The organism is Nocardioides flavus (ex Wang et al. 2016) (assembly GCF_014653115.1).
In the GTDB taxonomy this organism is placed as follows: Bacteria; Actinomycetota; Actinomycetes; order Propionibacteriales; family Nocardioidaceae; genus Nocardioides; species Nocardioides flavus.
Window position 1 is genome coordinate 62976 of sequence record NZ_BNAD01000001.1, and the last position, 25439, is coordinate 88414.

27 protein-coding genes are annotated in these 25439 nt (G+C 72.0%); 17 read left to right on the plus strand and 10 right to left on the minus strand.

Annotation, left to right across the window (positions count from 1 at the left end):
- Positions 1-3: 3 nt before the first annotated feature.
- Both IE200_RS00285 and IE200_RS00290 read left to right on the plus strand, forming a co-directional pair.
- Complete coding sequence (locus IE200_RS00285; RefSeq protein ID WP_191277369.1) at positions 4-861, plus strand: nucleotidyltransferase family protein; 858 nt, start codon at positions 4-6, stop codon at positions 859-861.
- Entirely contained in the window at positions 858-1145 is a 288-nt protein-coding gene (locus IE200_RS00290) for a PqqD family protein (protein WP_191277370.1), read from the plus strand. The genes IE200_RS00285 and IE200_RS00290 overlap by 4 nt, the downstream gene beginning before the upstream one ends.
- On the opposite strand, the gene IE200_RS00295 is transcribed toward IE200_RS00290, so the two are convergent.
- Positions 1081-1530, minus strand: coding sequence for a VanZ family protein (locus tag IE200_RS00295; RefSeq protein WP_191277371.1), 450 nt, complete (start codon positions 1528-1530; stop codon positions 1081-1083). The two genes, IE200_RS00290 and IE200_RS00295, sit on opposite strands and share 65 nt — an antisense overlap.
- A gap of 23 nt (positions 1531-1553) precedes the next feature.
- On the opposite strand from IE200_RS00295, the gene IE200_RS00300 reads away from it, so the two are divergent.
- The 5 genes from IE200_RS00300 (at position 1554) to IE200_RS00320 (ending at position 7676) form a co-directional block, all read left to right on the plus strand.
- On the plus strand, positions 1554-2630 hold the full coding sequence (locus IE200_RS00300) for an ATP-binding protein (protein WP_191277372.1): 1077 nt from the start codon (positions 1554-1556) through the stop codon (positions 2628-2630).
- 27 nt (positions 2631-2657) lie between these two features.
- Positions 2658-3818 carry an acyl-CoA dehydrogenase family protein gene (locus IE200_RS00305; RefSeq protein ID WP_191277373.1) on the plus strand — a complete coding sequence of 387 codons (1161 nt, stop codon included), beginning with the start codon at positions 2658-2660 and terminating at the stop codon, positions 3816-3818.
- Positions 3819-3995: 177 nt separating this feature from the next.
- Complete coding sequence (locus tag IE200_RS00310) at positions 3996-4949, plus strand: hypothetical protein (protein WP_191277374.1); 954 nt, start codon at positions 3996-3998, stop codon at positions 4947-4949.
- 145 nt (positions 4950-5094) lie between these two features.
- Positions 5095-5625: a type 1 glutamine amidotransferase domain-containing protein gene (locus tag IE200_RS00315; RefSeq protein WP_191277375.1), complete on the plus strand. Its 531-nt coding sequence runs from the start codon at positions 5095-5097 to the stop codon at positions 5623-5625.
- 140 nt (positions 5626-5765) lie between these two features.
- Positions 5766-7676, plus strand: coding sequence for a glycosyl hydrolase family 28-related protein (locus tag IE200_RS00320; RefSeq protein WP_191277376.1), 1911 nt, complete (start codon positions 5766-5768; stop codon positions 7674-7676).
- A gap of 7 nt (positions 7677-7683) precedes the next feature.
- Here IE200_RS00320 and IE200_RS00325 read toward each other — a convergent pair whose 3' ends face one another.
- Complete coding sequence (locus IE200_RS00325; protein ID WP_229855927.1) at positions 7684-8358, minus strand: dihydrofolate reductase family protein; 675 nt, start codon at positions 8356-8358, stop codon at positions 7684-7686.
- A 30-nt stretch (positions 8359-8388) separates the two neighbouring features.
- On the opposite strand from IE200_RS00325, the gene IE200_RS00330 reads away from it, so the two are divergent.
- On the plus strand, positions 8389-9291 hold the full coding sequence (locus IE200_RS00330; RefSeq protein WP_191277377.1) for a dihydropteroate synthase: 903 nt from the start codon (positions 8389-8391) through the stop codon (positions 9289-9291).
- A gap of 47 nt (positions 9292-9338) precedes the next feature.
- Here IE200_RS00330 and IE200_RS00335 read toward each other — a convergent pair whose 3' ends face one another.
- On the minus strand, positions 9339-10211 hold the full coding sequence (locus IE200_RS00335; RefSeq protein WP_191277378.1) for a hypothetical protein: 873 nt from the start codon (positions 10209-10211) through the stop codon (positions 9339-9341).
- Positions 10212-10356: 145 nt separating this feature from the next.
- Complete coding sequence (gene galE, locus IE200_RS00340) at positions 10357-11370, minus strand: UDP-glucose 4-epimerase GalE (protein WP_191277379.1); 1014 nt, start codon at positions 11368-11370, stop codon at positions 10357-10359.
- A 42-nt stretch (positions 11371-11412) separates the two neighbouring features.
- Here galE and gmd point away from each other — a divergent pair, with 42 nt between their 5' ends.
- Positions 11413-12393: a GDP-mannose 4,6-dehydratase gene (gene gmd, locus IE200_RS00345; RefSeq protein ID WP_191277380.1), complete on the plus strand. Its 981-nt coding sequence runs from the start codon at positions 11413-11415 to the stop codon at positions 12391-12393.
- Positions 12390-13319 carry a GDP-mannose 4,6-dehydratase gene (locus IE200_RS00350; RefSeq protein WP_191277381.1) on the plus strand — a complete coding sequence of 310 codons (930 nt, stop codon included), beginning with the start codon at positions 12390-12392 and terminating at the stop codon, positions 13317-13319. Before gmd ends, IE200_RS00350 begins: the two co-directional genes overlap by 4 nt.
- On the opposite strand, the gene rfbA is transcribed toward IE200_RS00350, so the two are convergent.
- Complete coding sequence (gene rfbA / locus IE200_RS00355; RefSeq protein WP_191277382.1) at positions 13316-14182, minus strand: glucose-1-phosphate thymidylyltransferase RfbA; 867 nt, start codon at positions 14180-14182, stop codon at positions 13316-13318. The genes IE200_RS00350 and rfbA overlap by 4 nt on opposite strands.
- 64 nt (positions 14183-14246) lie before the next feature.
- On the opposite strand from rfbA, the gene IE200_RS00360 reads away from it, so the two are divergent.
- The 4 genes from IE200_RS00360 (at position 14247) to IE200_RS00375 (ending at position 19363) form a co-directional block, all read left to right on the plus strand.
- Positions 14247-16148 (plus strand): DUF4012 domain-containing protein, encoded by a 1902-nt coding sequence (locus IE200_RS00360; RefSeq protein WP_191277383.1) that lies wholly within the window; start codon positions 14247-14249, stop codon positions 16146-16148.
- A gap of 10 nt (positions 16149-16158) precedes the next feature.
- Positions 16159-17157, plus strand: a complete 999-nt coding sequence (gene rfbB, locus IE200_RS00365) for a dTDP-glucose 4,6-dehydratase (RefSeq protein ID WP_191277384.1) — start codon at positions 16159-16161, stop codon at positions 17155-17157.
- A complete protein-coding gene (locus IE200_RS00370; protein WP_191277385.1) occupies positions 17154-18572 on the plus strand; it encodes a sugar nucleotide-binding protein in 1419 nt (472 codons plus the stop codon). Before rfbB ends, IE200_RS00370 begins: the two co-directional genes overlap by 4 nt.
- Positions 18573-18721: 149 nt before the next feature.
- Entirely contained in the window at positions 18722-19363 is a 642-nt protein-coding gene (locus IE200_RS00375) for a hypothetical protein (protein ID WP_191277386.1), read from the plus strand.
- On the opposite strand, the gene IE200_RS00380 is transcribed toward IE200_RS00375, so the two are convergent.
- The 4 genes from IE200_RS00380 to IE200_RS00395 all read right to left on the minus strand — a co-directional run bounded on the left by IE200_RS00380 (position 19312) and on the right by IE200_RS00395 (position 21952).
- Positions 19312-19605, minus strand: a complete 294-nt coding sequence (locus tag IE200_RS00380; RefSeq protein ID WP_191277387.1) for a DUF2516 family protein — start codon at positions 19603-19605, stop codon at positions 19312-19314. The two genes, IE200_RS00375 and IE200_RS00380, sit on opposite strands and share 52 nt — an antisense overlap.
- A gap of 109 nt (positions 19606-19714) precedes the next feature.
- Positions 19715-20434, minus strand: coding sequence for a hypothetical protein (locus IE200_RS00385; protein ID WP_191277388.1), 720 nt, complete (start codon positions 20432-20434; stop codon positions 19715-19717).
- Positions 20435-20482: 48 nt separating this feature from the next.
- Positions 20483-20878 (minus strand): helix-turn-helix domain-containing protein, encoded by a 396-nt coding sequence (locus IE200_RS00390; RefSeq protein WP_191277389.1) that lies wholly within the window; start codon positions 20876-20878, stop codon positions 20483-20485.
- 117 nt (positions 20879-20995) lie between these two features.
- Entirely contained in the window at positions 20996-21952 is a 957-nt protein-coding gene (locus IE200_RS00395; protein WP_191277390.1) for an asparaginase, read from the minus strand.
- Positions 21953-21993: 41 nt separating this feature from the next.
- On the opposite strand from IE200_RS00395, the gene cysC reads away from it, so the two are divergent.
- The 3 genes from cysC to IE200_RS00410 are packed head-to-tail and all read left to right on the plus strand — an operon-like array spanning position 21994 to position 24753.
- Positions 21994-23205, plus strand: a complete 1212-nt coding sequence (cysC, locus tag IE200_RS00400) for an adenylyl-sulfate kinase (RefSeq protein WP_229855928.1) — start codon at positions 21994-21996, stop codon at positions 23203-23205.
- Complete coding sequence (locus tag IE200_RS00405) at positions 23198-23743, plus strand: arsenate reductase/protein-tyrosine-phosphatase family protein (RefSeq protein WP_191277391.1); 546 nt, start codon at positions 23198-23200, stop codon at positions 23741-23743. The genes cysC and IE200_RS00405 overlap by 8 nt, the downstream gene beginning before the upstream one ends.
- Positions 23743-24753: a sulfite exporter TauE/SafE family protein gene (locus IE200_RS00410; RefSeq protein WP_191277392.1), complete on the plus strand. Its 1011-nt coding sequence runs from the start codon at positions 23743-23745 to the stop codon at positions 24751-24753. Before IE200_RS00405 ends, IE200_RS00410 begins: the two co-directional genes overlap by 1 nt.
- 60 nt (positions 24754-24813) lie before the next feature.
- Here IE200_RS00410 and IE200_RS00415 read toward each other — a convergent pair whose 3' ends face one another.
- Positions 24814-25410 carry a TetR family transcriptional regulator C-terminal domain-containing protein gene (locus IE200_RS00415; protein WP_191277393.1) on the minus strand — a complete coding sequence of 199 codons (597 nt, stop codon included), beginning with the start codon at positions 25408-25410 and terminating at the stop codon, positions 24814-24816.
- Positions 25411-25439: the final 29 nt, after the last annotated feature.

Here is a 25439-nt window from a genome sequence, read left to right on the forward strand (position 1 = left end):
CGCATGGACGAGCACCGGGAGGGCCGGGCGGCGCCGGTCGCCGCGCGCGTCCACCTCGCCCATGCCGTCGTGCAGAAGCTCGCCGACGACCGCGCCGTCGACGTGCTCCACCTCAAGGGTCCGGCGGTCCTGCCGGGGCTGCGGGCTGAGGGTCGCCAGTCGAGCGACGTCGACGTCCTCGTGCGCCCGAGCCACCTGCCGCGGCTCGTCGAGGCGCTCGAGTCGGTCGGCTTCGAGCAGCGCACCCACTTCGAGACGGGCTCGGTGTTCGCCCACGCGGCCAACTGGTGGCACGACGACTGGGGCTGGGTCGACGTCCACACGAGCTGGCCCGGGGTCGGGCTCGACGCCGAGGCCGCCTTCGACGTCCTGCGGCGCGACCGCGTGTGGCGCGAGATCGCCCACTGGGGCTGCCCGGTGCCCGACCGGACAGCACAGCGGCTGATCCTCGTCCTGCACGCCGCACGATCGCGGGGCGACGGCGACGTGGACCGGGCGTGGACCGCGGCCACCGCGGACGAGCAGACCGCGGTCCGCGCGCTGGCCGCCGAGCTGGACGCCGAGGTGGCCCTCTCCGCCGGGATCGGCGAGCTCGAGCTGTACCGCCACCACCCCTCGTACCGGCTGTGGCGCCACTACAGCGAGGGGGGCAGCCGCCTCGACGAGTGGCGAGCCCGGATGACGGCGGCGACGACGCTGCGCGCCAAGGCCGGCCTGGTGGCGGCGGCCCTCCGGGTCAACCGGGACCACCTCCGCATGGAGCTCGGCCGCGCGCCCACGCGCGAGGAGGTCCGGGCTCGTCAGCGGCTGCGCGTGCGACGCGCGGCGAACGAGCTCGTCGGTCGGGTGCGCCACGGATGACCTTCACCTACCGCATCGCCGATGACGTCGCCTGGGTGAGCCTCGAGCACCTCGACGTGGGCGGCGAGCCGACGGCGTACCTCACCCGGGTGCCCAAGGGCCTGCCGATCATGCTCGAGGGCTCCGGCTGCCTGGTCTGGCTCGCCCTCGCCGAGGGCGGCACGCTCGAGGACGTCACCTCCACCGCAGCCGCGATGTCCGACGCCGACGTCGACGCGATCAGGGACGACGTGGCGGCGCTGGTCGACCAGCTCGTGGCGATCCGCGTCGTCGACGAGGAGTGACCGCCGCCGCGCCGACCGCCGCGCCCAGCGTGTTGGCCGCGACGTCGACCCACGTGCCCTGCCGGTCCAGCCACAGCCACTGCACCGCCTCGATCACCGCAGAGCCCCCGGCTGCGAGCACGGTCACCGCCCACCACGGACTCCTCGTCAGCAGCACGGCCAGCGCACCGAGCGGGACGAACAGCACCACGTTGAGCAGCACGCCGTAGTGCTCCGGCGTGACCCAGTTCGGGGCGAGCGGCCAGTCGTACCTGAGCTGGACCCAGATCGCGACCGTGAGCCGGTTCAGCGCCCATCCCCAGGGCCCGGCGACCAGGACCGCGAGGGCCACGCCGTAGCCCAGCGCGAGCGCGATCAGCACCCGTCGATCGCCCCACCAGCCCACGTCGCCCACCCTAGAGTGGCCGGGTGAGCTCGCAGGCAACGCCGCAGGGGGCGCCCGGGGCGCCCGAGGTCGTGGTCGACGCGCTGGGCGTGCCCGTCGGCATCCCCGTCACGGGCGAGGCGGCCGTACGGCTGCGCCGCCAGTGGAGCCGGGCGCTCACCGACCGACCGGCCGCCACGGTCGTCGACCTCGCGCAGCTCGGAGTCGATGACGAGGTCGCGCACGACTACGCCGTCACCTCCCGGGTCACCCTCGCCGCGCTCGACGCGACAGCCGGACTGCGCGTCAACCTGCACGCCGGCGTGGTGGCCGACGAGGCGGGCCGGGCACTGGCCGTGGTCGGCCCGTCGGGCTCGGGCAAGACGACCGCGGTGCACCGGCTCGCGCGCCGCCTCGGCTACCTCTCCGACGAGACGACCTCGATCGACGAGGACCTGGTCGTCCATCCCCACCCCAAGCCGCTCTCGGTCATCACCGACCCGGACACGCCGCTCCTCAAGCAGTCCCTCTCACCCGACGACCTCGACCTGGCGCAGCCGCCGCCGACGGCCCGGCTGCACCGCGTCGTGCTGCTGCACCGCGACGGCACCGACCGCGGCCTGGTCCCGCTCACGCCGTCGCGCGCGATCGCCGAGATCGTGGCGCAGACCTCCTCGCTGGTCCGCCTCGAGCACCCCGTACGCCGCCTCGCCGACGTGCTCGACGCCTGCGGCGGCGCGTGGGCGCTGCACTTCGGCGACGTCGGTTCCTGGCTCGACGACCTCGCCGGGCTACTCGACGCCGAGGGCCGGCCGTCGCCGCCGCGCGTCCACCACCCCGGCGTGGACGAGGTCGCGTCCCGGCCCGGGGCCTGGAGCCGTGTGCCGTGGCGCGACGCGGTCGAGTACGACGACGAGCTGGTGCTCATGGTCGACGACCGGGCGCACGTCCTGGCCGGGCTCGGCGTCGTGCTCTGGCTGGCCCTCGACGTCCCGTGCACCACCGGGGAGCTCGTGGCCGAGGTCCAGGAGCTGTGGGGCGCGCACCCCGACGCCGCCTCACTGGTCGCCGACGCCCTCGACCTGCTCGCCGCGGAGGGACTGCTCCGGCCTGCAGGCTGAGCGGCCCGGTTGGGTAGCGTTCGTCACATGACCGCCCGCCGCCAGCTGCCCACCGACGAGGCCCGCGACCTGCTCGCCCTGACCCGCGAGATCTGCACCAAGGAGCTCGCTCCGCGCTCGGCGGAGGCGGAGGCGACCGAGACCTTCCCGCGCGACGTGTTCCGGATGCTCGGCCAGGCCGGGCTGCTGTCGCTGCCCTACCCCGAGGAGCACGGCGGCGGCGCACAGCCCTACGAGGTCTACCTGCAGGTGCTCGAGGAGATCGGCGCGGTGTGGTCGTCGGTCGGCGTGGGTGTCTCCGTGCACGCGCTGTCCTGCTTCGGCCTCGCCGAGTTCGGCACCGACGAGCAGCGCGAGCGGTGGCTGCCCGACATGCTCGGCGGCGACCTGCTCGGCGCCTACTGCCTCTCCGAGCCGCACGCCGGCTCCGACCCCGCCGCGATGCGTACGACCGCGCGCCGGGACGGCGACTCGTACGTCCTCAACGGCGCGAAGGCGTGGACCACGCACGGCGGCCACGCCGACTTCTACAAGGTGATGGCGCGGACGTCGGACGACCGCAACGGCATCTCCTGCTTCCTCGTCCCCGCCGACTCGGAAGGGCTGTCGGCCGATCCGCCGGAGCGCAAGATGGGCCTCACCGGCTCGGCCACCGCGACGATGCGCTTCGACGACGTCCGCGTCCCGGCGGAGCGCCTGCTCGGCGCGGAGGGCGAGGGCCTGCGGATCGCCCTTGCCGGCCTCGACTCCGGCCGCCTCGGCATCGCCGCCGTCGCCGTCGGCCTCGCCCAGGGTGCGCTCGACGCGGCCGTGGCGTACGCCCGCGAGCGCGAGACCTTCGGCTCGCGGATCATCGACCACCAGGGTCTGGCCTTCGTCCTCGCCGACATGGAGGCCGCGATCGTCTCCGCCCGAGCAACCGTCCTCCACGCCGCGCGGCTCAAGGACGCCGGGCTCCCATTCTCCCGCGAGGCCTCGATCGCCAAGCTCGTCGCCACCGACAACGCCATGAAGGTCACCACCGACGCCGTCCAGGTCCTCGGCGGCTACGGCTACACCCGCGACTTCCCCGTCGAGCGCTACATGCGCGAGGCCAAGGTGATGCAGATCTTCGAGGGGACCAACCAGATCCAGCGGATGGTCATCTCCCGCTCGCTCGCCAAGGACGACGCCGGCGCGATCGGCTGAGGTCTCCGGGCCGGTGTCCCGGGTTGGAACCACCGGTTCACCGGTGGTTCGCGCACTTCCAGCCCGTTGCAACGGGCTGGAAGTGTACGGAAGGGACTGCCGGACCACGGCCCGACGGTTCTCCACAGGCTGCGTCCAGCAGGATTGAGGCCCACCGCGGCCGGCAACCATCCCGCCATGATGAAGCCTGTGCAGCTCGCGGAGCTCCCCGTCGTGTCGTCGCGTGCGGCGCTGCTCGACGAGGGCATGACGGACCGACACCTCACGGCGCTCCTGCGCGCGGGCACGCTCGTACGGATCCGCCGGGGTCAGTACGTCGACGGCGAGGCGTGGCGATCTCTCAGCCGCGCCGACCACCATCGGCTCCTCACGCGCGGGGTGATGCTCGCCGCCCACCCCGGCACGACGGCCACCCACGTCTCCGCCGCCGTCGAGTGGGGCGCGCCGGTGTGGGACCTCCCGCTCGACGTGGTCCACACGACCCGGCGCGACGGCAAGGTCGGCCGCCGACGCGACGACTGGATCCAGCACGGCGGCGTCCTGCCCGCGATGGACGTCACGGTGCACCACGGCGTCCCCGTGTCCGTCGCAGCCCGCACCTGCGTCGAGATCACGACCATCACCGACGTGGAGCGGAGCCTGGTCGTGGTCAACGGCCTGCTCAACTCGGGTGCCACCACCGAGCAGGAGTTCGCCGACTGGGTAGGCAGAGCGCGCCACTGGCCGCACAGCCTGGCCACCGACCTGGTGCTCAGGTTGTGCGACTCGCGCATCGAGTCGGCCGGCGAGTCGCGGTTCCACTACCTCTGCTGGCGCCAGCACCTGCCCCGCCCGACTCCGCAGGTCAAGGTGTACGACGAGCGCGGCCGGCTCATCGGACGCGTGGACTTCCTCTTCGAGGACTTCGGCGTCTTCGTCGAGTTCGACGGCAAGGAGAAGTACCTCATCCATCGCCGCGAGGGCGAGACCCTCGACGAGTTCCTCCTGCGCGAGAAGAAGCGCGAGGAGCTGATCTGCCAGCTGACGGGGTGGGTGTGCATCCGCGTGACGTGGGCCGACCTCGCGACCCCGGAGCTCCTCGCGCGCCGGGTGCGCAAGATCCTCGACTCCCGTCGGCCCCTGGGCGCCTGACTTCCAGTCCTCTTCGTACGCTTCTCGGCCGTTGCAACGGACTGGAACCTCAGCAACCACCGGTGAACCGGTGGTTCCAACCACGCCCCACACCCCCACCCCGAAGGCGGTTGCCCGCCCCCCGACCGCGAGGAAGCGTGGACGCATGTCCAAGCGCATCGCATTCCTGACCGCATCCGAAGGCATCGAGGAGGTCGAGCTCACGAAGCCGTGGCAGGCCGCTGTCGACGCCGGCCACACCGCCGAGCTCCTCTCGCTCGATGAGGGCGAGGTCCAGCTCTTCGACCACCTCGACAAGTCCTCCACGCAGCGCGTCGACCGCCGCGTGTCCGACGCCGCCATCGGCGACTACGACGCGCTGGTCCTGCCGGGCGGTGTCGCCAACCCCGACGCCCTGCGCATGGACGAGGAGGCGGTGGCGTTCATCCGCGACTTCGTCGACTCCGGCAAGCCCGTCGCCGCCATCTGCCACGCGGCGTGGACGCTCGTCGAGGCCGACCGCGTCCGCGGCAAGCGGGTCGCGAGCTGGCCGAGCCTCCGGACCGACATCCGCAACGCGGGCGGTGAGTGGGTCGACGAGGAGGTCGTCACCGACGGCAACCTCATCACCAGCCGCAACCCCGACGACCTCCCCGCGTTCTCCCGCGCCCTGCTGGCGGCGCTCGACCCCGCCTGAAGCACGTCCGGGGCGAGCCCCGGGCCGTGAGCGAACGCCCCGGGACCGGGGGGAGACCACAGGTCGAACCACCTGTGGCGCCGGTCACACCGGCGTGCAACACTGCCGAGTGGAAGCGCTCTCACCCGGAAGGTCCAGACATGCCCCCACGCTCGAACCCCCGCCGTACGCCCCTGGCGGCGGCCCTCACCGCCCTCGCCCTCGGGCTGGTCGGGCTCGCCCCGCTCGCCCTCACCTCGCAGGCGGTCGCCGAGACCGCCGCACCCGCCGCGCCGGTTGCCGACGCCCCCGACCTCGGCGACCGGGTCATCGTCTTCGACGACTCGATGCCGGTCGCGGAGATCCGCGAGCGCACCGACGAGATCTGGCGCCAGCAGGTCGACGCCGAGATGTCGGAGGAGCGCTGGTCGCTGCTGTTCCGCCCCGGCACGTACGGCACCGACGACGAGCCGCTGCAGATCAAGGTCGGCTACTACACCGAGGTCGCGGGCCTCGGCGCCTCCCCGTCGGACGTCGTCATCAACGGCAAGGTCGAGGTCTACAACCGCTGCCTCACCGACGCCCCGACCCAGCCCTACTGCGTGGCGCTCAACAACTTCTGGCGCTCGCTGTCCAACCTGACGATCGACGTCAACGGCGCCGGCCAGGACGGCTGCCGCGCCTCAGCGAACTTCTGGGCCACCTCGCAGGCCGCCTCGCTGCGTCGCGTCGACGTCCGCGGCGGCAACCTCTCGCTCATGGACTACTGCACCGAGGGCCCGCAGTACGCCAGCGGCGGCTACCTCGCCGACTCGCGCGCCGGCACCATCATCAACGGCTCCCAGCAGCAGTGGCTGACCCGCAACAGCGAGGTCGGCAACTGGACCAACGGCGTGTGGAACCAGGTCTTCGCCGGCACGGTCGGCGCCCCGTCCGAGGCGGGCTTCCCCACCCCGCCCTACACCACGCTCGACGAGACCCCGCTGAGCCGCGAGAAGCCCTTCCTCCACATCGGCGATGACGGCCAGTGGCAGGTCCGGGTGCCGGACGCGCAGACCGGCTCGCGCGGCATCACCTGGGCCGAGGGCGCCACTGCCGGCAAGGACCTGCCGCTCTCGTCCTTCCACGTCGCCAGCCCGGACCAGTCCGCCAGGACGATCGCCAAGGCGCTGGACCGCGGCAAGAACCTGCTGCTCACCCCCGGCGTGTACGACGTCGACCGCAGCCTGGTGATCCGCCGTGACGACACCGTCGTGCTCGGCCTCGGCCACGCCACGCTGACGGCTGTCGGCGGCGCGACCCCGGTCGTCGTACGCCACCAGGCCGAGGGCGTCGTGCTCGCCGGCATCACCGTCGACGCCGGCACCGAGCTCTCGCGCAACCTGGTCCACATCCAGGGCCAGCCGGGCACCAAGCAGAAGCCGCGCACGACCACGCCCAGCACCACCCTCAACGACGTCTACATCCGCGTCGGCGGCCCGCACATCGGCAAGGCCGACGTCTCGATGCGCATCGACGCCGACGACGTCCTCGTCGACCACACCTGGGTGTGGCGCGCCGACCACGGCGTCGAGGGCTTCACGGCGGGCGTGGCCGGCGACACCGACCGGTGGAACACCAACATCGGCCGCGTCGGCGTGATCGTCAACGGCGACCGGCTCAAGGCGACCGGCCTCTTCGTCGAGCACTACCAGGAGTTCAACACCATCTGGAACGGCGAGGACGGCCACGTCGTGCTCTACCAGAACGAGCTCCCGTACGACCCGCCGAGCCAGGCCGACTGGACCCGTCCGGACGGCACGCTCGGCTGGTCGGGCTACAAGGTCGCCGACGACGTGCAGCGCCACGAGCTCTTCGGCGGCGGGGTCTACGTCTACAACCGCAACGACCCCTCCATCACCACCGAGAGCGGCTTCGAGGTGCCCGAGCGCGACGGCGTACGGCTCCACCACGTCATGACGGTCAACCTCGAGGCGGGCAGCATCGAGCACGTCGTCAACGACACGGGCGCGCGCGTCGACAGCGACGCACCCGGCGTCCCGAGCTACGTCGTGGACTTCCCGGCGCCCTGACCGGGGCTCACTCCACGAGCCAGCGGCCCAGCAGCGTCCCGTCCTGCTCCAGCAGCAGGGCGGGACGCAGCGCGACCTCGACCTCGGCGCCGGTGGCGATGCGGACCGCGTCGCCACCGGTGAGGGCCGGCACGATCGTCCAGCACAGCTCGTCGACGACCCCGGCCGCCAGCATGTCGGCGAACAGCGACGGTCCGCCCTCGCACAGCTGCTCGGTCCACCCGCGCTCGACCAGCGCGGCCTTGAGGGCGGGGAGGTCGATCTCGTCCTCGCCCAGCTCCATCACGTTCTCCTCGCCGAGCGCCTCGCGCGCAGCGGCCAGGCCGTCGGAGGACGACACCGTCGCCATCAGGATCCGCCCCCGCGGGGCGTCGGCCAGCGTCGGCGGGACGTCCGCGGACCGGCTCACCACCACGAGCGGGATCGGCGGCACGTCGTAGCCCTCCTCGCGCAGCGTCCCGGCGCCCACCACGAGGCAGTCGGCGCGGCGCCGCAGCGCGTCGAAGACCCGCTTGTCGGCGTCGTTGTTGATGCTCTTGCTCACGCCGTCGGCCCCCTGGGCGGCCCCGTCGACGGTGCTGACGAAGTTGACCCGCAGCCACGGCTCGCGCTCGGGCGTGTACGCCGCCGCCAGCTCGTCGTCGGACAGGTCGGCCAGGCGCTGCAGCTCGAGGTCGCTCACCTCTTCATCCTGCCGCCTACGCTGGCAGGCGTGATCACCCTTGCGGACCTGGCCGCCCTCCACCGTGAGCACGCCGACGCCCTCGCGGCGGTCGTCGAGCCGGTCGTCCTCGACGGGCCGCGCGGCGCGGTCGTCATCGGCGACGAGGCCGTCACCCTGATGGGCTGCATCAACCTCTCGCGCGACTCGACCTACCGTGAGAGCGTGGCGACCAGCCCGGCCGACGCCGTACGGATGGGCCGGATCCAGGCCGCCCAGGGTGCGGCGCTCCTCGACCTCGGCGCCGAGTCGACCAACGCCCGCGCGGCCCGCGTCACCGCCGACGACCAGGTCGCGACACTCGTGCCGGCGATCAAGGAGCTCGCCGTCGAGGCCGTCGTGTCGGTCGAGACGTACGAGCCGGAGGTGGTGCGCGCCTGCCTCGACGCCGGCGCGCGGGTCCTCAACATGACCGGGCGCCAGCACGAGGAGGAGATGCTGGCGCTCGCCGCGGAGTACGACGCGGCGGTGGTGATGTGCTTCGGCGTGACGTCCAACGTCCGCGAGATCGCCGACGTCCCGCCCGACGCCGACCCGGTCCCGGTCCTGCTCGACCACTTCGCCCCCCGCATCGCCCGCGCGCGCTCGCTCGGCGTGGACAAGGTCGTCATCGACCCCGGGATGGGCTTCTACTACGGCAACCTCGTCGACCCGATGACCCGCGCGCGCCACCAGATGCGCGTCCTGGCGCAGGGCTTCCGACTGCGCCCCCTCGGCGTACCGGTCTGCAACGCCGTCCCCCACAGCTTCGACCTCTTCGGTGACGAGTTCCGCAAGGCGGAGGGGTTCTACGCCGTCTTCGCCACCCTCGGCGGCACCCACCTGGTCCGTACGCACGAGGTGCCGCACCTGCGCACCGTGCTGCGGGGGCTCGACGAGCTGGACGTGCGCTGACACGAGCACCATGAAGGCAGTTCGCGCTCGGCGAGCGCATTCCACGCTCAGGCAGCCAGCCCGTGGCGCCCAACTGCCTGCATGGTGCGCCATCGGACGACGTCGGCGATCGCCTCGGCGACCTGGTCCGGCTCGAACATGACATCCGCCCAGGTGAACCGCAGCACGACCAGTCCGAGCCGCGCAGCCGTGGTGTATCGGTCGACGTCACGCTGGAGACCGGCCTTCGTCCAGTGGTGCTCCAGCGACTCGGCCTCCAGCACGATCCCGAGCACCCGGTCGAGCAGGTCGACGAAGCCGACACCCGGGACGGCGCCCTGCGGCACCACCTCGAGGCCGGGGACTCCCCGGGCGATCGCGTAGAGGCAGGACTCAAAGGGGTTCGCCCGGAGTGGCGACGCCTCCCGCGCCACCTGCACCGCCTTCGCACGCCCAGTGCGCGGGCTGCGCGCCGCACCGATCAGCAGGTCGTCGCGGTCCACGATCCCCTCGCGCAGCGCCGAGTCGGCGACCGAGAGCGCGACGTCGAAGTCATAGGCCCGGGCACAGTCGATGACCGTGCGCGTGCGGGACGTGACGTTGCGCCGCACCTCCCGATCCGAGAGGTCAGCCCAGTGGAGCTCGTACGCCCCCGAGGGCTTCCTGGCACTGCGCGGCAACGTGATGCACGGCCGCGTCGGATCCTCCTTGAGCTTCCAGCCGAACTCCTGCGCAGCGCTCAGGTGGGAGGCGGTGCCACCGGTCCGGGCCACGGCGTGCCGCACCGCATCGATGTCGGCCAGGCAGTAGCGGTTGTGCCGCGGCTTGCTGATCCGCCGGCCGGCGAGGGCCCTCTCGATCTCACCGCGATCCGTGAAGGGGATCAGCTCGCCGAACGTCGCCACCCCACCGAGCTCGCGCAGCGCCCCGACCGGATCCATGACTGGAGACTGGCACCTCGTCGCGGTCCTCGCTCGCGCTCTCCACAGGGCTCGCCCGCATCATGAAGGCAGTTCGTCGTGGCGGCGGAGCCGGCCACGCTCACAGTCCGCCGACCGCGGCCGAACTGCCTTCATGGTGCTGACCTCAGCCCGCGAAACCCCGCGGGTTCTGCGACTGCCAGCGCCAGGTGTCGGCGGCCATCTCGTCGACCGACTTCTTCGTGCTCCAGCCGAGCTCGCGGTTGGCCTTGCTCGGGTCGGCGTACGACGTGGCGACGTCGCCGGGCCGGCGCGCGACGACCTCGTAGGGGAGCTCGCGACCGACCGCGCGCTCGAAGGCGTGCAGCAGGTCGAGCACGCTGGTGCCGTGGCCCGAGCCCAGGTTCCACACGCTGACGGGGTCGGAGGTCTTCGTCAGGGCCTCGAGCGCCGCGACGTGGCCGGCGGCGAGGTCCTCGACGTGGATGTAGTCGCGCACCCCGGTGCCGTCGGGGGTGTCGTAGTCGTCGCCGAAGACCTGCAGCTTGTCGCGCTTGCCGACCGCGACCTGCGCGATGTAGGGCATCAGGTTGTTGGGGATGCCGGACGGGTCCTCGCCGATCGTGCCGGACTCGTGCGCGCCGACGGGGTTGAAGTAGCGCAGCAGGGCCACCCGCATCTGCGGGTCGGCGGCGGCGACGTCGCGCAGGATCTGCTCCTGCATCACCTTCGTCCAGCCGTACGGGTTGGTGGCGAAGGTGGGCCGGTCCTCGGTCGCGCCCGCCTGTTCGGTGCCGTAGACGGTAGCGCTGGAGGAGAAGACGAGCTTGTCGACATGGTGCTTCTGCATCGCACGGACCAGCGAGAAGGTCGAGCCGAGGTTGTTCTCGTAGTACTCCAGCGGCTTGGCGACCGACTCCCCCACGGCCTTGAAGCCCGCGAAGTGGATGACGGCGTCGAAGTCCTCGGCGGCGAAGAGGTGCTCGGTCTTGTCGTAGTCGCGCAGGTCGAAGGAGTGCAGCACCAGCGGCGTCCCGGTCAGCGACTCCATCCGCCCCAGGACGGTCGGGTGGGCGTTGCTGAAGTTGTCGACGATGACCACGTCATGGCCGGCGGCGACGAGCTGGATGACGGTGTGCGAGCCGATGTAGCCGGCACCGCCGCTGACGAGGATCTTCATGAGGCCCACCCTAACGATGCGCAGCCCTGACAGACTGCCCGCATGCCGAGCGCACTGATCACGGGAATCACCGGCCAGGACGGCCTCTACCTCGCCGAGCTGCTGCTGGAGAAGGGCTACGAGGTGCACGGCCTGATCCGGGGCCAGAACAACCCGCGGCGCGAGCTGGTGTCGACGCTCGTTCCCGACGTACGGCTGCACAACGGCGACCTCACCGACCTGTCCAGCCTGATGCGCGCGATGCGCGACTCCGAGCCCGACGAGGTCTACAACCTCGGCGCGATCAGCTTCGTCGCCTACTCCTGGGAGAACGCGTTCGTCACCAGCGACGTGACCGGCATGGGCGTGCTCAACATGCTCGAGGCCGTACGCCTCCACGCGGGCGACGACCCGGGCGCGATCCGCTTCTACCAGGCGTCGAGCTCGGAGATGTTCGGCAAGGTGCAGGAGGTGCCGCAGTCGGAGCGCACGCTGCTGTGGCCGCGCTCGCCGTACGGCGTGAGCAAGGTCTACGGCCACTACATGACCATCAACTACCGCGAGTCCTACGGCATGCACGCCTCCTCGGGGATCCTGTTCAACCACGAGTCGCCGCGCCGCGGCCCGGAGTTCGTGACCCGCAAGATCAGCCAGGCGGTCGCCCGGATCCACCTCGGCCTGCAGGACTCGATGGCGCTGGGCAACCTCGACGCGCGGCGCGACTGGGGCTACGCCGGCGACTACGTCGAGGCGATGTGGCGGATGCTGCAGCAGGACACGGCCGACGACTACGTGATCGCCACCGGTGAGACCTGGTCGATCCGCGACTTCCTCGACCTCGCGTTCGCGCACGTCGGGATCGACGACTGGAGCGCGCACGTCACCCAGGACCCGCGCTTCATGCGCCCGGCCGAGGTCGAGCTGCTCATCGGCGACGCGTCCAAGGCGCGCGAGGTGCTCGGGTGGGCGCCCACCGTCACCTTCGCCGAGCTGGTAGCGATGATGGTCGACGCCGACATCGCCGCGGCGAAGGCCGGCTGGTGACCGCGGCCCTCGTCACCGGCATCGGCGGGCAGGACGGCACCTACCTCGCCGAGCGGCTCGTCGCCGAGGGTCTGGAGGTGCACGCCCTCGTGCTCGAGGCCGACGGCCACCCGGACCACTGCCCCGACGAGGTCGTGCTGCACACCGGCGACCTCGCCGACGTCGAGGCCACCCGGCGCCTGGTGGCCGACATCGCGCCGCGCGAGGTCTACAACCTCGCCGCGATCAGCTCGGTCGCCCAGTCGTGGGACGAGCCCGACCGCACCTCGCTGGTCAACGGCCACGCCGCGGTCGCGCTGATGGAGTCGGCGCGCCGCGTGGGCGACGTACGCCTCGTGCAGGCCTCGAGCGCGGAGATCTTCGGCGAGGCCCACGAGTCCCCGCAGGACGAGGAGACCCCGCTCGCGCCGGTGAACCCGTACGGCGCGGCGAAGGCCTACGCCCACCTGGCCGCCCGCGTCTTCCGCCAGCGCGACCTGCACGCCTCCAGCCTGGTCCTCTACAACCACGAGTCGCCCCGGCGCCCGACGCGCTTCGTGACGCGCAAGATCACCCGGGGCGTGGCCGCGATCGCGCGGGGCGAGGCGGACGAGCTGGTGCTCGGCAACCTCGACGCCCGCCGCGACTGGGGGTGGGCGCCCGACTACGTCGACGCGATGGTGCGCGCCGCCCGGGCCGACCAGCCGGCCGACTACGTCGTGGCCACCGGCACCGCGCACTCCGTACGCGACTTCGTGGCCGCCGCGTTCGCCGCGGCCGGGATCGCCGACTGGGAACCGCTCGTACGCCAGGACGCGGCGTTCTTCCGCCCCGCCGATCCCGCCGAGCTGGTGGGCGACGCGACCCGGGCCCGCGAGGAGCTGGGGTGGGCCCCGACGGTCGGCTTCGAGGAGATCGTGCGACGGATGGTGGCCGCCGACCTCTAGCCGTGCTGCAGCAGCCCGATCAGGTACTCCCCGTAGCCGCTCTTGCGCAGCGGCTCGGCGCGCGCGACGAGCTCGTCGTCGGAGAGCCAGCCCATCCGCCAGGCGACCTCCTCGGGCGCACCGACCTTGAAGCCCTGCCGGCCCTCGATGGTGCGCACGAAGTTGGAGGCGTCGTTGAGCGAGTCGAAGGTGCCGGTGTCGAGCCAGGCGGTGCCGCGCGGCAGGACCTCGACGTGCAGGCGCCCCTCCTCGAGGTAGCGGCGGTTGAGGTCGGTGATCTCGAGCTCGCCGCGGGCCGACGGCTGGAGCTCCGCGGCGTACTCGACGACGTCGTTGTCGTAGAAGTAGAGCCCCGGCACCGCGAAGTCGCTCCGGGGGTGCTCGGGCTTCTCCTCCAGCGACAGCGCGCGTCCGTCCTCGTCGAACTCCACGACGCCGTATGCGCGGGGGTCGGCGACGTGGTAGCCGAAGACGGCGGCACCGTCGAGCTCGGAGAAGCGCAGCAGCTGGTGGCCGAGGCCCGAGCCGTAGAAGATGTTGTCGCCGAGGACCAGCGCGGAGCGCTCGTCGCCGATGTGGTCGGCGCCGATGACGAACGCCTGCGCCAGCCCGTCCGGCGACGGCTGGACCGCGAAGGTGATGGAGATCCCGAACTGCGAGCCGTCGCCGAGCAGGCGGTGGAAGCCGTCGGCCTCGTGCGGCGTGGTGATGATCAGCACGTCCCGGATGCCCGCGAGCATCAGCGTGGAGAGTGGGTAGTAGATCATCGGCTTGTCGTACACCGGGACCAGCTGCTTGCTGATGCCCTGCGTGATCGGGTGCAGTCGGGAGCCGGTGCCACCGGCCAGGATGATTCCGCGCATGGCAGCACCCTAGGGTGTCGGTCGTTCGCGCCCGCGAGTCCGGCCGGTTTGGCAGCATGAGCGCATGCCGTCCGCCCGTCCCACGCCGCAGCGACGGCTGGTCCGGCCGGCGACGGTCATCGGCGGGCTGCTCCTGCTGCTGGTGGGCATGGCCCTGCTGGCGATCCCGTTCCTCGCCGCGCCCGAGCACGCGGAGGGCGCCCGTACGGATCTCGAGGCCGCTCGTGACTCGCTGTCCGCGGGCGACGTCGGCGCCGCCGACGCGAGCGTACGGAGCGCGCGCCGGCACGCCGACCGGGTGCAGGACGCGATGCAGGGCCTCGGCGGAGACCTGTGGAGCCTGGTCCCGATCGTCGGCGAGCCGGTCGCGGACGTACGCCACCTCGGCAACGCGCTCGACCACCTGACTGCTGCGGCGGAGGCGGCCGTCGAGTCCTGGCCGGCGGTCAGCGGCGAGGACGCGACCCTGTTCGCCGGGCGCGGCGTGGACGTGGCCACGCTCGAGACGCTGGTCGACTCGGTGGACGAGGCGAGCACCCGGCTCGACGCCGCCCAGGTCGAGCTGGGCGAGGTGGGCGACTCCGCCCTCGGCGTCGGCACCCGGCTCGGCGACGCCCGCGACGAGGCGTCCGAGGTCGTCACCCCGCTGGCCGCCACCGCCCGGCGGGCGCGGTCGATCACCGACGTGCTGCCCGAGCTGTTCGGCGCACGCGGCGAACGCACGTACCTCCTGGCCCTGCTCAACCCGAGCGAGCAGCGCTTCTCCGGCGGGGCGCCGCTCACCGTCGTCCCGATGGAGGTCTCCGACGGCTCGCTGAGCATGGGCGACGCCGTCGACACCACCGACCCGCGCCTGTTCAAGGTCGGACGCTGGGACAAGGTCGAGGGCAACCCGTTCCACGACGGCAGGCTGCGGCTGTCGACCTCGACGTACGCCCCCGACTGGTCGGTCTCGGGCGAGGAGCTGCTGCGCGGCTGGGTCCGCCGCACGAGCCAGGAGGTCGACGGCCTCGTGGTCGTCGACGTCGTAGCGCTGGCCGACATGCTGCGCATCACCGGGCCGGTCGAGACCGAGGGCTACGGCACGCTCGACGCGGACGGGTTCGCCGCGCGGCTGGTCGGCGACTACGACAGGTTCCCCGACAACGAGGCCCGCAAGGACCTCAACCGCGCGATCGTGCCGCTCTTCGCCGAGCGGCTCCTCGAGCCCGGGGACGGCCTGGCCAAGCTCGAGTCGCTGCGCACGTCCGCGCAGGGGCGACACTTCGCGATCTGGATGCGCGACCCCGACGTGCAGTCCGCGGTCTCCGACACCGGCCTCGCCGGCGAGCTGTCCGACACCCGCCACGACTACCTCGCGGTCTTCAACCAGAACACCAACGCGAGCAAGGCCGACTTCTGGCAGCAGCGCTCCGTCACGAGCGAGGTGCGGCTGCGCGAGGACGGCTCGGCGCAGGTGCGGCTCACGATCTCGGTCCTCAACGACTCGCCGCCCTACGTCCAGCCGTTCGCCGACCCGCGTCGCGGCACCTACGTCACCAAGTGGAACGGGATGACGCTCGGCGTCTTCCTGCCCGTGGGGGCCGAGGTCACCGGCGCGACCGCGGCCGGCCGTCCGCAGGGCACCCGCGTCTTCGACTACTACGGCCGCCCCTACAAGCTGCTGCGCCTCACGCTGCCCCCGGGCGCCACGCGCGAGGCGGTGCTCGAGTACGACGTCCCGGCCGCGGCGCTCGCGCCCGGCGACGGCACCCTGACCTACCGCCTCGACGCCACGCCGCAGGGGCTGGTGGTCCCGCAGGCGGTGACGGTCGACGTGCGCTGGCCCGACGGCTACGAGGTCGGCGAGCTGCCCGAGGGCTGGACCCGTACGGGCCCGGGGCGGGCGTCGTGGACCGACCCCGGCCTGGTCACGCAGCCCAGCTTCAGCGTCACCGCTTCGTCCGTCGAGCAGACCGCGCCCTAGACTCCCCTCCATGGAACGCCTTCTTGTGACCGGGGGCGCGGGGTTCATCGGGTCGAACTTCGTGCACCACCTCGTCGACCACACCGATCTGAAGATCACGGTGCTCGACAAGCTGACCTACGCCGCCTCGAAGGAGTCGCTGGCGGGTCTGCCCGAGGACCGCGTCCAGCTCGTCGTCGGTGACATCGCGGACGAGGACGTCGTCGACCCGCTCGTGGCGGCCCACGACGCGGTCGTCCACTACGCGGCCGAGTCGCACAACGACAACTCGCTCAACGACCCGAGCCCGTTCATCAAGACGAACATCCTCGGCACGTTCACGATCCTCGAGGCGGTGCGCAAGCACGACAAGCGCCTGCACCACGTCTCGACCGACGAGGTCTACGGCGACCTCGAGCTCGACGACCCCAAGCGCTTCACCGAGGACACGCCCTACAACCCGTCCTCCCCCTACTCCGCCTCCAAGGCCGGCTCCGACCACCTGGTTCGCGCCTGGGTCCGCAGCTTCGGCGTGCAGGCGACGGTCTCCAACTGCTCCAACAACTACGGCCCCTGGCAGCACATCGAGAAGTTCATCCCCCGCCAGATCACCAACGTCATCGACGGCATCCGCCCCAAGCTCTACGGCTCCGGGGAGAACGTCCGCGACTGGATCCACGCCGACGACCACTCGTCGGCCGTGCTGACGATCCTGGAGAAGGGCGAGATCGGCGAGACCTACCTCATCGGCGCCGACGGCGAGAAGAACAACCTCGAGGTCGTCCGCCTGATCCTCACGCTCATGGGCAAGGACGCCGACGACTTCGACCACGTCAACGACCGCGCCGGCCACGACATGCGCTACGCCATCGAGTCCGGCAAGCTGCGCCAGGAGCTCGGCTGGAGCCCGCAGTTCCAGGACTTCGAGGCCGGCCTGGCCAACACCATCGAGTGGTACCAGACGCACGAGGACTGGTGGCGCCCCCACAAGGACGCCACCGAGGCCAAGTACGCGGAGAAGGGCCAGTGACCCTTCCCTCGCTCGAGACCACCCCGATCCCCGGCCTCGTCGTCGTACGGCTGGACCGCCGCGACGACGACCGCGGGTTCTTCAAGGAGAACTGGCAGCGCGAGAAGATGCTCGCGATCGGGTTGCCTGACTTCGGCCCCGTGCAGAACAACGTCTCCTTCAACGCCAGCCGCGGCGTCACCCGCGGGATCCACACCGAGCCGTGGGACAAGTTCATCTCGCTGGCCACCGGCAGGATCTTCGGCGCGTGGGTCGACATGCGCGAGGGCGAGACCTTCGGGACGACCTTCACCCTGGAGATGGACACCTCCGTGGCGGTCTTCGTGCCGCGCGGCGTCGGCAACAGCTACCAGGTGCTCGAGGACGGCACGGCCTACACCTACCTCGTCAACGAGCACTGGCGCCCCGGCATCGCCTACCCCGCGCTCGCGCTGGAGGACCCGTCGGCGGCGATCGACTGGCCGATCCCGCTGTCCGAGGCGATCATCAGCGAGAAGGACCAGAACAACCCCGCGCTGGACCCCGCCACCGCGATCGCGCCCAAGAAGACCCTCATCGTCGGCGCGCTCGGCCAGCTCGGGCGTGCGCTGCACGGTGCGTACCCCGACGCCGACCGGGTCGACCTCTTCGACGGGGACGGCGTCACCGCGCTCGACCTCACCGACGCCGAGGCCGTGGCCGCCTGGCCGTGGCACGAGTACGCCGTGGTGCTCAACGCCGCGGCCTACACAGCCGTCGACGCGGCCGAGACCACCGAGGGTCGGGTGGCCGCGTGGGGGGCCAACGCCACCGGTCCCGCGACGCTGGCCCGGTTGGCCCGCGAGCACCACTTCACCCTCGTCCACGTGTCCTCGGAGTACGTTTTCGACGGCACCGCCGCGCTCGACCCGGGCCACACCGAGGACGAGCCGCTCTCGCCGCTCGGCGTCTACGCCCAGAGCAAGGCTGCCGGCGACATCGCGGTCGGCCTGGCGCCGCGCCACTACCTGCTGCGCACGTCGTGGGTGATCGGCGACGGCAAGAACTTCGTCCGCACCATGCAGGCGCTCGCCGAGAAGGGCGTCTCCCCCAGCGTCGTCGAGGACCAGGTCGGCCGGTTGACCTTCACCGACGAGCTCGTGCGCGCGATCGGCCACCTGCTCGACTCGGGCGCGGAGTTCGGCACCTACAACGTCTCCAACGGAGGGCCGGCGATGTCGTGGCGCGAGGTCGCGCAGGCCGTCTTCGAGCGCTCCGGCCGCAGCGCCGACGACGTGTCCGGCACCACCACCGCGGCGTACGCCGAGGGAGTGCTGGCGCAGGGCAACCCGTTCGCGCCCCGCCCGCTCAACTCCGCCATGTCCCTGGCCAAGATCCGGGCCACCGGCTTCGAGCCGGAGGACGCGATGGTCGCGCTCGACCGCTACCTCGCCTGAGTCGTCCCGCGGCACCGCGCGCGACCGCCGTCCGTGCGCGACCCCTGATGCAGAGTTGATTGACGTCAATTCACTCCGCGTGCGGGCGGCCTCGCTGCGCCTGTGGATGAGCACGGCGGTGGCCGTGATCGTTCTGGTCTCCTGACCTGGTGGACCATGACAGGCACTTCATGCCGACCTCGGGGCCGATGTTCTCGCGCACCAGCCCCGCCAAGTCGAACCTGGCGACCGACCTCGCCATCCCCCTCCTGGCGCAGGGCGGCTGGCCGGCGCTCACGCTGCGCAACATGGCGCGCGAGGGCAACGTGACACCACAGGCCATCGCTGCGTGGTTCCCCTCCGTGCGTGACATGCGAGTGGCAATCGCGCGGACCTACGGCGAGCGGTGGCTGCGTGAGCGCGGACATCAGGCGCGGCGCCGGATGCGGTTCCCCCACATCTACCAGCCGCCGCCCCCACCGGCGGTCGGGGTCCCCGACGGACTACTGCCGCGCGCGGTCTTCGCCCTCCTCCCGGCGACGTGGCTGGAGGAGGTGTTCGACGGCGTGTGGCTGAGCGTGGTCGAGGCGAGCCGGTGGGACGAGGTGATCAGCTCGTCCGTGGGTGCGGTCGAGGACGGCGAGCGGCGGCTGGTCTCCGAGCTGCTCGGCGGGCAACCCGGTCTCGGCCGGGCTCCTCTGGAGCACGACGTCGACCTCGTACTCGCGACGGTCCGCGGGTTGCGCGCGGCGCTGGTGGCTCAGCGGGGCGAGGTGACCTCGGCGAGCGCGGGACGTACGTCTGCGATGTAGACGAGCGAGGCGATCGTGAACACGAGGTGGATCAGCCCGAGCGGCGACGAGCCGATCAGCAGCAGCTGGGCACCGAAGCCGAGGCCGGTGATCGCGACCCAGGCCTGCTTGGTGAGCTTGCCGGCGGCCTCGTACGCCTGGGCGGAGTAGGTCAGCGAGCTGATGAACGCGAATCCCTTGATCGCGAGGAGCGCGACGAGCACCACCAGCATCAGCGTGCTCTGGAAGGCGTAGATGTTCACGGGTCAAGAGTAGGCGACGCGAGAAGGCCCCCGCCCTGGACGGACGGGGGCCCTCGGTCGCGGTGACGACTCAGAACAACATCAGCTGGTCGTCATCGGCGGGTGCTCTTCAGTCGCCGACCTTCTCGGCGGCCTCGACGACGGCCTTGGCCGCGCTGGTGGCGGTCTTCTGGGCGGCGGTCGCGGTCGCCTTGGCGCTGCTCTGGGCGGTCGCGGTCTTCTTGGCGGCGCTCTTGCGGGCGGTGGTCGCGGCGGCCTTCTTGGCGGCGGCCTTCTGCGTGGCCTTCTTGGCGGTCGGCTTCGGCTTGGGGGCGACCTTGGTGGCGGCGGTCTTGTCGGCGGCCGCGGTGGTGGCCTCGGCAGCCTTCTTGGCCTGCGTCGCGGTGGTCTTGGCCTTGGCGACCGTGGACTTGGCCGAGGACACGGTGGCCTTGGTCGACTCCTGGCGGCGGATGCGGCCCACGAGGGACTCGCCGCGCTTGACGAGGTCGGCGTACGTCGCGTTGGCGGCGGCCACGTTCTCGTCCACGATGCTGGAGACCTGGGTGGTGACCTTGGCGGGGTAGGCCTTGGCATCGGCCTGGAGCTCGGCGACGCGGGCCTCGACGGCGGCGCGACGGGCCTGGGCCTGCTTGCGCAGGGCCTTGGTGTCGGTGGCGGTCTTCTGGACGTCGTTCACGCGGGTGGTGACGTCCTTCTGCACGGCGGCGACGCGCTTCTGCACGTCGGCGACGGCCTCGCGGACGGCCTCGACGGCGAGGTCGGTGACGCCGACGCCGGCGAGGACGGGCTTGAGGGCTTCGGTCTTGAGGTCGCGCTTGGTGGCCATGTGGCTCTCCTTCTGGTGGGTGCTGCTGATTCGGTGGGTGGCTGACAGCTAGGGCAGCTCGGGCTGCTCGATCTGGTCGGGGACTGCGTCCCGCTCGTTGAGGGCGAGGAACGAGGCGTAGACGTCGAGCAGCGAGTTCTTCTGCCGCTCGGTCAGGGCGGTGTCGGCGAGGATCGCCAGCTCGACCGAGCCGGCCTGACCTGGGTCGGGATGCACGATCCCGGCCCGGACGTAGAGCTGCTCGGCGCTGACGCGCAGCGCGCGTGCCAGCTGTTGGAGCACCTCCGCGGACGGCTTGCGCAGCCCGCGCTCGATCTGGCTGAGGTATGGGTTGCTGACACCGACCTGGTCGGCGAGCTGCCGCAGGGAGAGCTGCGCACCGAGGCGCTGCTCCCTGAGGTAGTCGCCCAGCGTGCCGAGCGCTCCCGTCTTGTCCTTGGCCATGTATCCAGTGTGCTAACTCAGTTAGCACAACTCAAGTCCTCGCAGGGTGAGTCGACTCACAACGCCAATTCGCAAGCGGAACTTGTGCGCTAGCACGCCTGCTCGCAACAAGGCGGCTCAGAAGGCCGCGCGGATCTCCCCGACCGGCACCCCACCGCCGAGCAGCTCGAACCGCCCCGTTGACCGCACCGCGTCCGCGTCCACGCCGGGCTCGTCGAGCACCCCGGAGCGGCGCAGCGCCTCGGCCATCAGCACCGGGCGTACGCGCGGGGCGCCGTCGTCGGTCTTGAGCGCCCACGCCCGGCCGTCGGGCAGCGCCACGGCGTGGACCGACTCCGCCCCCGCCTTGCAGATCAGGCCCGGCACCGCGCGGTGCAGGACGAGCTCGTCGCGGGTGGTGCCGCTGACCATCTCGGGGTGGCGCCGGATCGCGTCGGCGACACGGCGCTGCGGGCCCTCGGTGGCGGTCGCCAGCGTCGCGAAGGCGCGGGCCAGCCCGATGAGCGACGTCGACAGCAGCGGGGCGCCGCAGCCGTCGACCGCGACGGTCGTGACGGGCTCGCCGGTGAGCCGCTCGAACGTCTCGACGATCGCGACCTGCAGCGGGTGGGCGGCGTCGAGGTAGGTCGCGGTGTCCCAGCCGCGCAGCACGCAGGTGGCGAGCATCGCGGCGTGCTTGCCGGAGCAGTTCATCAGCATGGGCGTACGGGCGCCGCCGCCCCGGATCACCGCCTCGCGGGCGGCGTCGTCGAGCGGGTAGTCCGGCGGGGTCCGCAGGGCCGACTCGTCGAGCCCGGCGGAGGCCAGGGTGCGGCGCACCCCCTCGACGTGGAACGGCTCGCCGGAGTGCGACGCGCAGGCGAGCGCGAGCAGGTCGTCGGGCAGGTCGAGGCCGAGCTCGACCATCGCGAGCGCCTGGACCGGCTTGTTGCTCGAGCGCGGGAGGACCGGCGCTCCGACGTCGCCGACCGACCAGTCCACCGTCCCGTCGGCGGCGAGCGCCACGATCGAGCCGTAGTGGTGGCCCTCGACGAACCCGGAGCGGACGATCTCGGCGACGACAGGGGCAGACATGCGGGCAGGCTAGGCGATCACAGGTCTGAGAGGATGCGCGGGTGATCCAGCACTGCCCCACGCCGACCGAGCTCGACGACCTGGAGCTCCTGGTCTCCGGCGCCTACGCCCCGCTCACCCGCTTCAACGAGCAAGGCTCCCCCGTCACCCTGACCCTCCCCGACGGCGCCGCCGAGGCCGAGCTGGTCGACCCCGAGGGCCTGCCCCTGGCCCGGGTCGCCGCCGACGGCTCGCTCGAGCCGCTGACGCACGCGCAGTACGGCCCCTTCCGCCGGCTGCACCTCACGCCCGCGCAGGCCCGCGAGCAGCACGCCGGCGCGACCTGGGTGCCGGTCGTCGACGCGCTCACCGAGGCCGATCTCGACGACCTCCGCGGCCGGGGCCGCGTGGTGCTGCTGGCCCTGATGGGCACCGGCACCTCCGCGCTGTCGCCCGTCGCGCTCGTACGTGCCACGCTCGCCGCGTCCGACCTGCTCGACGACGCGTCCGCCGTGGCCGTGCCGCTGCCCTCCCACGGTGACGCCGAGGCCGACCACGCCCTCGGCACGCAGGTCGTGGGGACGTACGCCGGGGGCGACCCGGTCCACGCGCTCCCCTCCCGCTGGTTGAGCAGCGAGCGAAGCGAGCGTGTCGAAACCGACTCCTTCCCGGACACCATCGCCGCGATCGTCGACGAGGACCAGCCCACCCCCGAGGAGCAGGGGCTCGTCCTGTTCTTCACCGGCCTCTCCGGCAGCGGCAAGTCCACACTGGCCCGCGCCCTGATGGACCTGCTGCTCGAGCAGGGCGGGCGCTCGGTGACCAGCCTGGACGGCGACGTCGTACGGCGGCACCTGTCGGCCGGGCTCACCTTCTCCAAGGCCGACCGCGAGACCAACATCCGCCGCATCGGCTGGGTGGCCGCCGAGATCGCCCGCCACGGCGGCGTCGCGGTCTGCTCGCCCATCGCGCCGTTCGCCGAGACCCGCGAGCAGGTCCGCGAGATGGTCGAGGCCGCGGGCGGGGCGTTCTTCCTCGTCCACGTCGCGACCCCGCTCGAGGAGTGCGAGCGCCGCGACCGCAAGGGCCTGTACGCCAAGGCGCGCGCCGGCGAGATCCCGGAGTTCACCGGCATCTCCTCGCCCTACGAGGAGCCGGACGACCCCGCCGTACGCGTGGACACCACCGGCCGCAGCATCGAGGACGCGCTCGACGACGTGCTCGTCGCGCTCGACGAGGCCGGCTACCTCCACCTCACCCGCACCGATGGCTGAGCCGCTGCGGGTGCTCTTCGTGTGCACCGCCAACATCTGCCGCTCGCCCGTGATGGAGCTCGTCGCGCGCGACCTCGCCGGCGACCCGGAGGAGTCGGGCGTCGTGTTCAGCAGCGCCGGCACCCACGGCCAGGAGGGGCACGTGATCAACGCCGACATGGCGCCCACGCTGCCGACGACGCTCGCGCCCGACGCCGCCGACGCCTTCCGCAGTCGCCACCTCTCGGCGGCGATCCTCCAGGAGGCCGACCTCGTCCTCACCGCAGAGGCGGTCCACCGCCAGCACATCCTCGACGACCGCCCGCAGCTGCACCGCAAGGTCTTCACGCTCGGCCAGTTCGAGGCGACGATCGCGGACCTGCCGGGCCTCAGCGGGCGCGAGCTCGTCGAGGCGGCCGGCCGGCGGCGTACGGCGTCGTCCCCCGCGCACGACGTCGCCGACCCCTACCGGCGCGGTACGGCTGCCGCCGAGAACGCAACCGGCACAATCACTGCCATGCTGAGCGTCGTCGTACCCAGACTCGTCGGAGACCGCTGATGCTCGAGTTCCTCACCGTCGCCTTCTTCTCGATCCTCGCGGCCGGCTTCTTCGTCGGCGTCGTGGTCGGGCTGACCGGCATGGGCGGCGGCGCGCTGATGACGCCGGCGCTGCTCTTCCTGGGCGTCGGCTCGCCGGCCGTGGTCGTCACCGCCGACCTCACCGCGGCGGCCGTCTACAAGACCGGCGGGGCGATCGTGCACAAGCGCGAGGGCTCGCCCAACATGCAGCTGGCCAAGTGGCTGATGATCGGCTCGATCCCGATGGCGCTGCTCGGCCCGCACCTGGTGGCGTGGTTCACCGACGACGCCGACCAGCTCAACTACGTCCTGATCATCTGCATCGGCTTCGCGCTCCTGCTGGCGGCCGCGACGTACGCCCTGCGCCTCTACGTCAACCTCCTGCGGGTGCGCTCGGGCTCGCACGTCGAGGACGACAACCCCGCGGTCCGGGTCGTGCCGACCCTGCTGGTCGGCATGCTCGGTGGCCTGCTGGTGGGCGTGACCAGCGTCGGCTCCGGCTCGGTCATCATGATCGCGCTGCTGATGCTCTACCCCGGTCTGTCCGCCGTACGGCTCGTCGGCACCGACCTCGTGCAGGCGGTCCCGCTGGTCCTGGCGGCCGCGGTCTCCAACATCTTCCTCCACGGCATCGACTGGGCGATCCTCATCCCCCTCCTGCTCGGGTCGGTGCCCGGCACCATCCTCGGCTCGATGCTCGCCCCGCGCGTGCCGCAGTCGTTCATCCGCCGCGGGATCGTCGTGGTGCTGACGATGAGCGGCGTCGCCCTGCTCGACAAGTCCGGCTGGGCCCCGCTGGGCGTCGAGGAGACCCACCCGATGCTCATCGCCGGCATCGGCCTCGCGGTGCTGGTGGTGCTGCCGATCGTGTGGGGCTTCCTGCGCAAGCAGCAGGGCCTGCCGATGTTCGGCTCGCCGACGATCGCGCAGCTCGAGGACCCGTCCTACCGTCCCGGGCTGGTCGGGATGAAGAAGGTCGACGACACCTGAGGCCGTCGATCGTGTGCCGGACGCCCGTCACCCGGGCCCCTCGCCGGTGAGTGCAAGTTTTCACTCAGCGGCGGAGGGCGAGCGGTCGAGGGCCGCGATGAGCCGGCCGAGGAGGTCGGCCGCTCGCTCGGGGGTGAACGCGGGGTCCAGCGCTCGACGGATCGAGGTCCCCAGGACGTACGCCTGGAGCACCTCCGCGTCGTCGCGCACGTCGTCGTCGACGGCCTCCGGAGCGATGGTGCCCATCAGCTGGGCCTCGAGCCCCCGCAGCTCGGACGCCCACGCGGCGCAGACGGCGCTGGCGGCGGCGGACGAGGCCGCGCCCAGCTCGAGGCAGGCGATCCACACGCGCACGTCCGTGAGGTCCCTCGCGGTTGCCGGGAGCCAGCGACCCCACCCCTCGGAGGCCCACCCGGGCGGATAGGTCCTGGTCCGGGCCCGGACGAGCGCTGAGACCAGTCGCTCCTCGGTGCACACTTCCTGCATCCGACGACCGACCGTGGCCTCGGACAGCCGCGCCCAACGCGCAAGCTGGCGTCGGGCCGGCAGACGCAGCCCCGTCTCGGCGATGGTCATGTGCAGCGCAGCAGCCAGCTCGCCGAGCCGGGTGTAGCGCGACTCCAGGTGCTGGACCATCCGCGGCGGGAGCTCGTACATGCCTCCCACCCCACCAGCGTCCGGCCCGA

Excerpts from the sequence above, each read along its gene's own strand:
- IE200_RS00395 (WP_191277390.1), bottom strand. The coding sequence starts at position 21,952 with ATGTCTGCCCCTGTCGTCGCCGAGATCGTCCGCTCCGGGTTCGTCGAG.
- rfbA (WP_191277382.1), bottom strand. The coding sequence starts at position 14,182 with ATGCGCGGAATCATCCTGGCCGGTGGCACCGGCTCCCGACTGCACCCG.
- IE200_RS00305 (WP_191277373.1), top strand. The coding sequence starts at position 2,658 with ATGACCGCCCGCCGCCAGCTGCCCACCGACGAGGCCCGCGACCTGCTC.
- IE200_RS00335 (WP_191277378.1), bottom strand. The coding sequence starts at position 10,211 with ATGGATCCGGTCGGGGCGCTGCGCGAGCTCGGTGGGGTGGCGACGTTC.
- IE200_RS00385 (WP_191277388.1), bottom strand. The coding sequence starts at position 20,434 with ATGGCCACCAAGCGCGACCTCAAGACCGAAGCCCTCAAGCCCGTCCTC.
- IE200_RS00390 (WP_191277389.1), bottom strand. The coding sequence starts at position 20,878 with ATGGCCAAGGACAAGACGGGAGCGCTCGGCACGCTGGGCGACTACCTC.
- IE200_RS00285 (WP_191277369.1), top strand. The coding sequence starts at position 4 with ATGGACGAGCACCGGGAGGGCCGGGCGGCGCCGGTCGCCGCGCGCGTC.
- IE200_RS00360 (WP_191277383.1), top strand. The coding sequence starts at position 14,247 with ATGCCGTCCGCCCGTCCCACGCCGCAGCGACGGCTGGTCCGGCCGGCG.
- rfbB (WP_191277384.1), top strand. The coding sequence starts at position 16,159 with ATGGAACGCCTTCTTGTGACCGGGGGCGCGGGGTTCATCGGGTCGAAC.
- IE200_RS00320 (WP_191277376.1), top strand. The coding sequence starts at position 5,766 with ATGCCCCCACGCTCGAACCCCCGCCGTACGCCCCTGGCGGCGGCCCTC.
- IE200_RS00310 (WP_191277374.1), top strand. The coding sequence starts at position 3,996 with ATGATGAAGCCTGTGCAGCTCGCGGAGCTCCCCGTCGTGTCGTCGCGT.
- IE200_RS00290 (WP_191277370.1), top strand. The coding sequence starts at position 858 with ATGACCTTCACCTACCGCATCGCCGATGACGTCGCCTGGGTGAGCCTC.
- IE200_RS00410 (WP_191277392.1), top strand. The coding sequence starts at position 23,743 with ATGCTCGAGTTCCTCACCGTCGCCTTCTTCTCGATCCTCGCGGCCGGC.
- gmd (WP_191277380.1), top strand. The coding sequence starts at position 11,413 with ATGCCGAGCGCACTGATCACGGGAATCACCGGCCAGGACGGCCTCTAC.
- galE (WP_191277379.1), bottom strand. The coding sequence starts at position 11,370 with ATGAAGATCCTCGTCAGCGGCGGTGCCGGCTACATCGGCTCGCACACC.
- IE200_RS00405 (WP_191277391.1), top strand. The coding sequence starts at position 23,198 with ATGGCTGAGCCGCTGCGGGTGCTCTTCGTGTGCACCGCCAACATCTGC.
- IE200_RS00415 (WP_191277393.1), bottom strand. The coding sequence starts at position 25,410 with ATGTACGAGCTCCCGCCGCGGATGGTCCAGCACCTGGAGTCGCGCTAC.
- IE200_RS00315 (WP_191277375.1), top strand. The coding sequence starts at position 5,095 with ATGTCCAAGCGCATCGCATTCCTGACCGCATCCGAAGGCATCGAGGAG.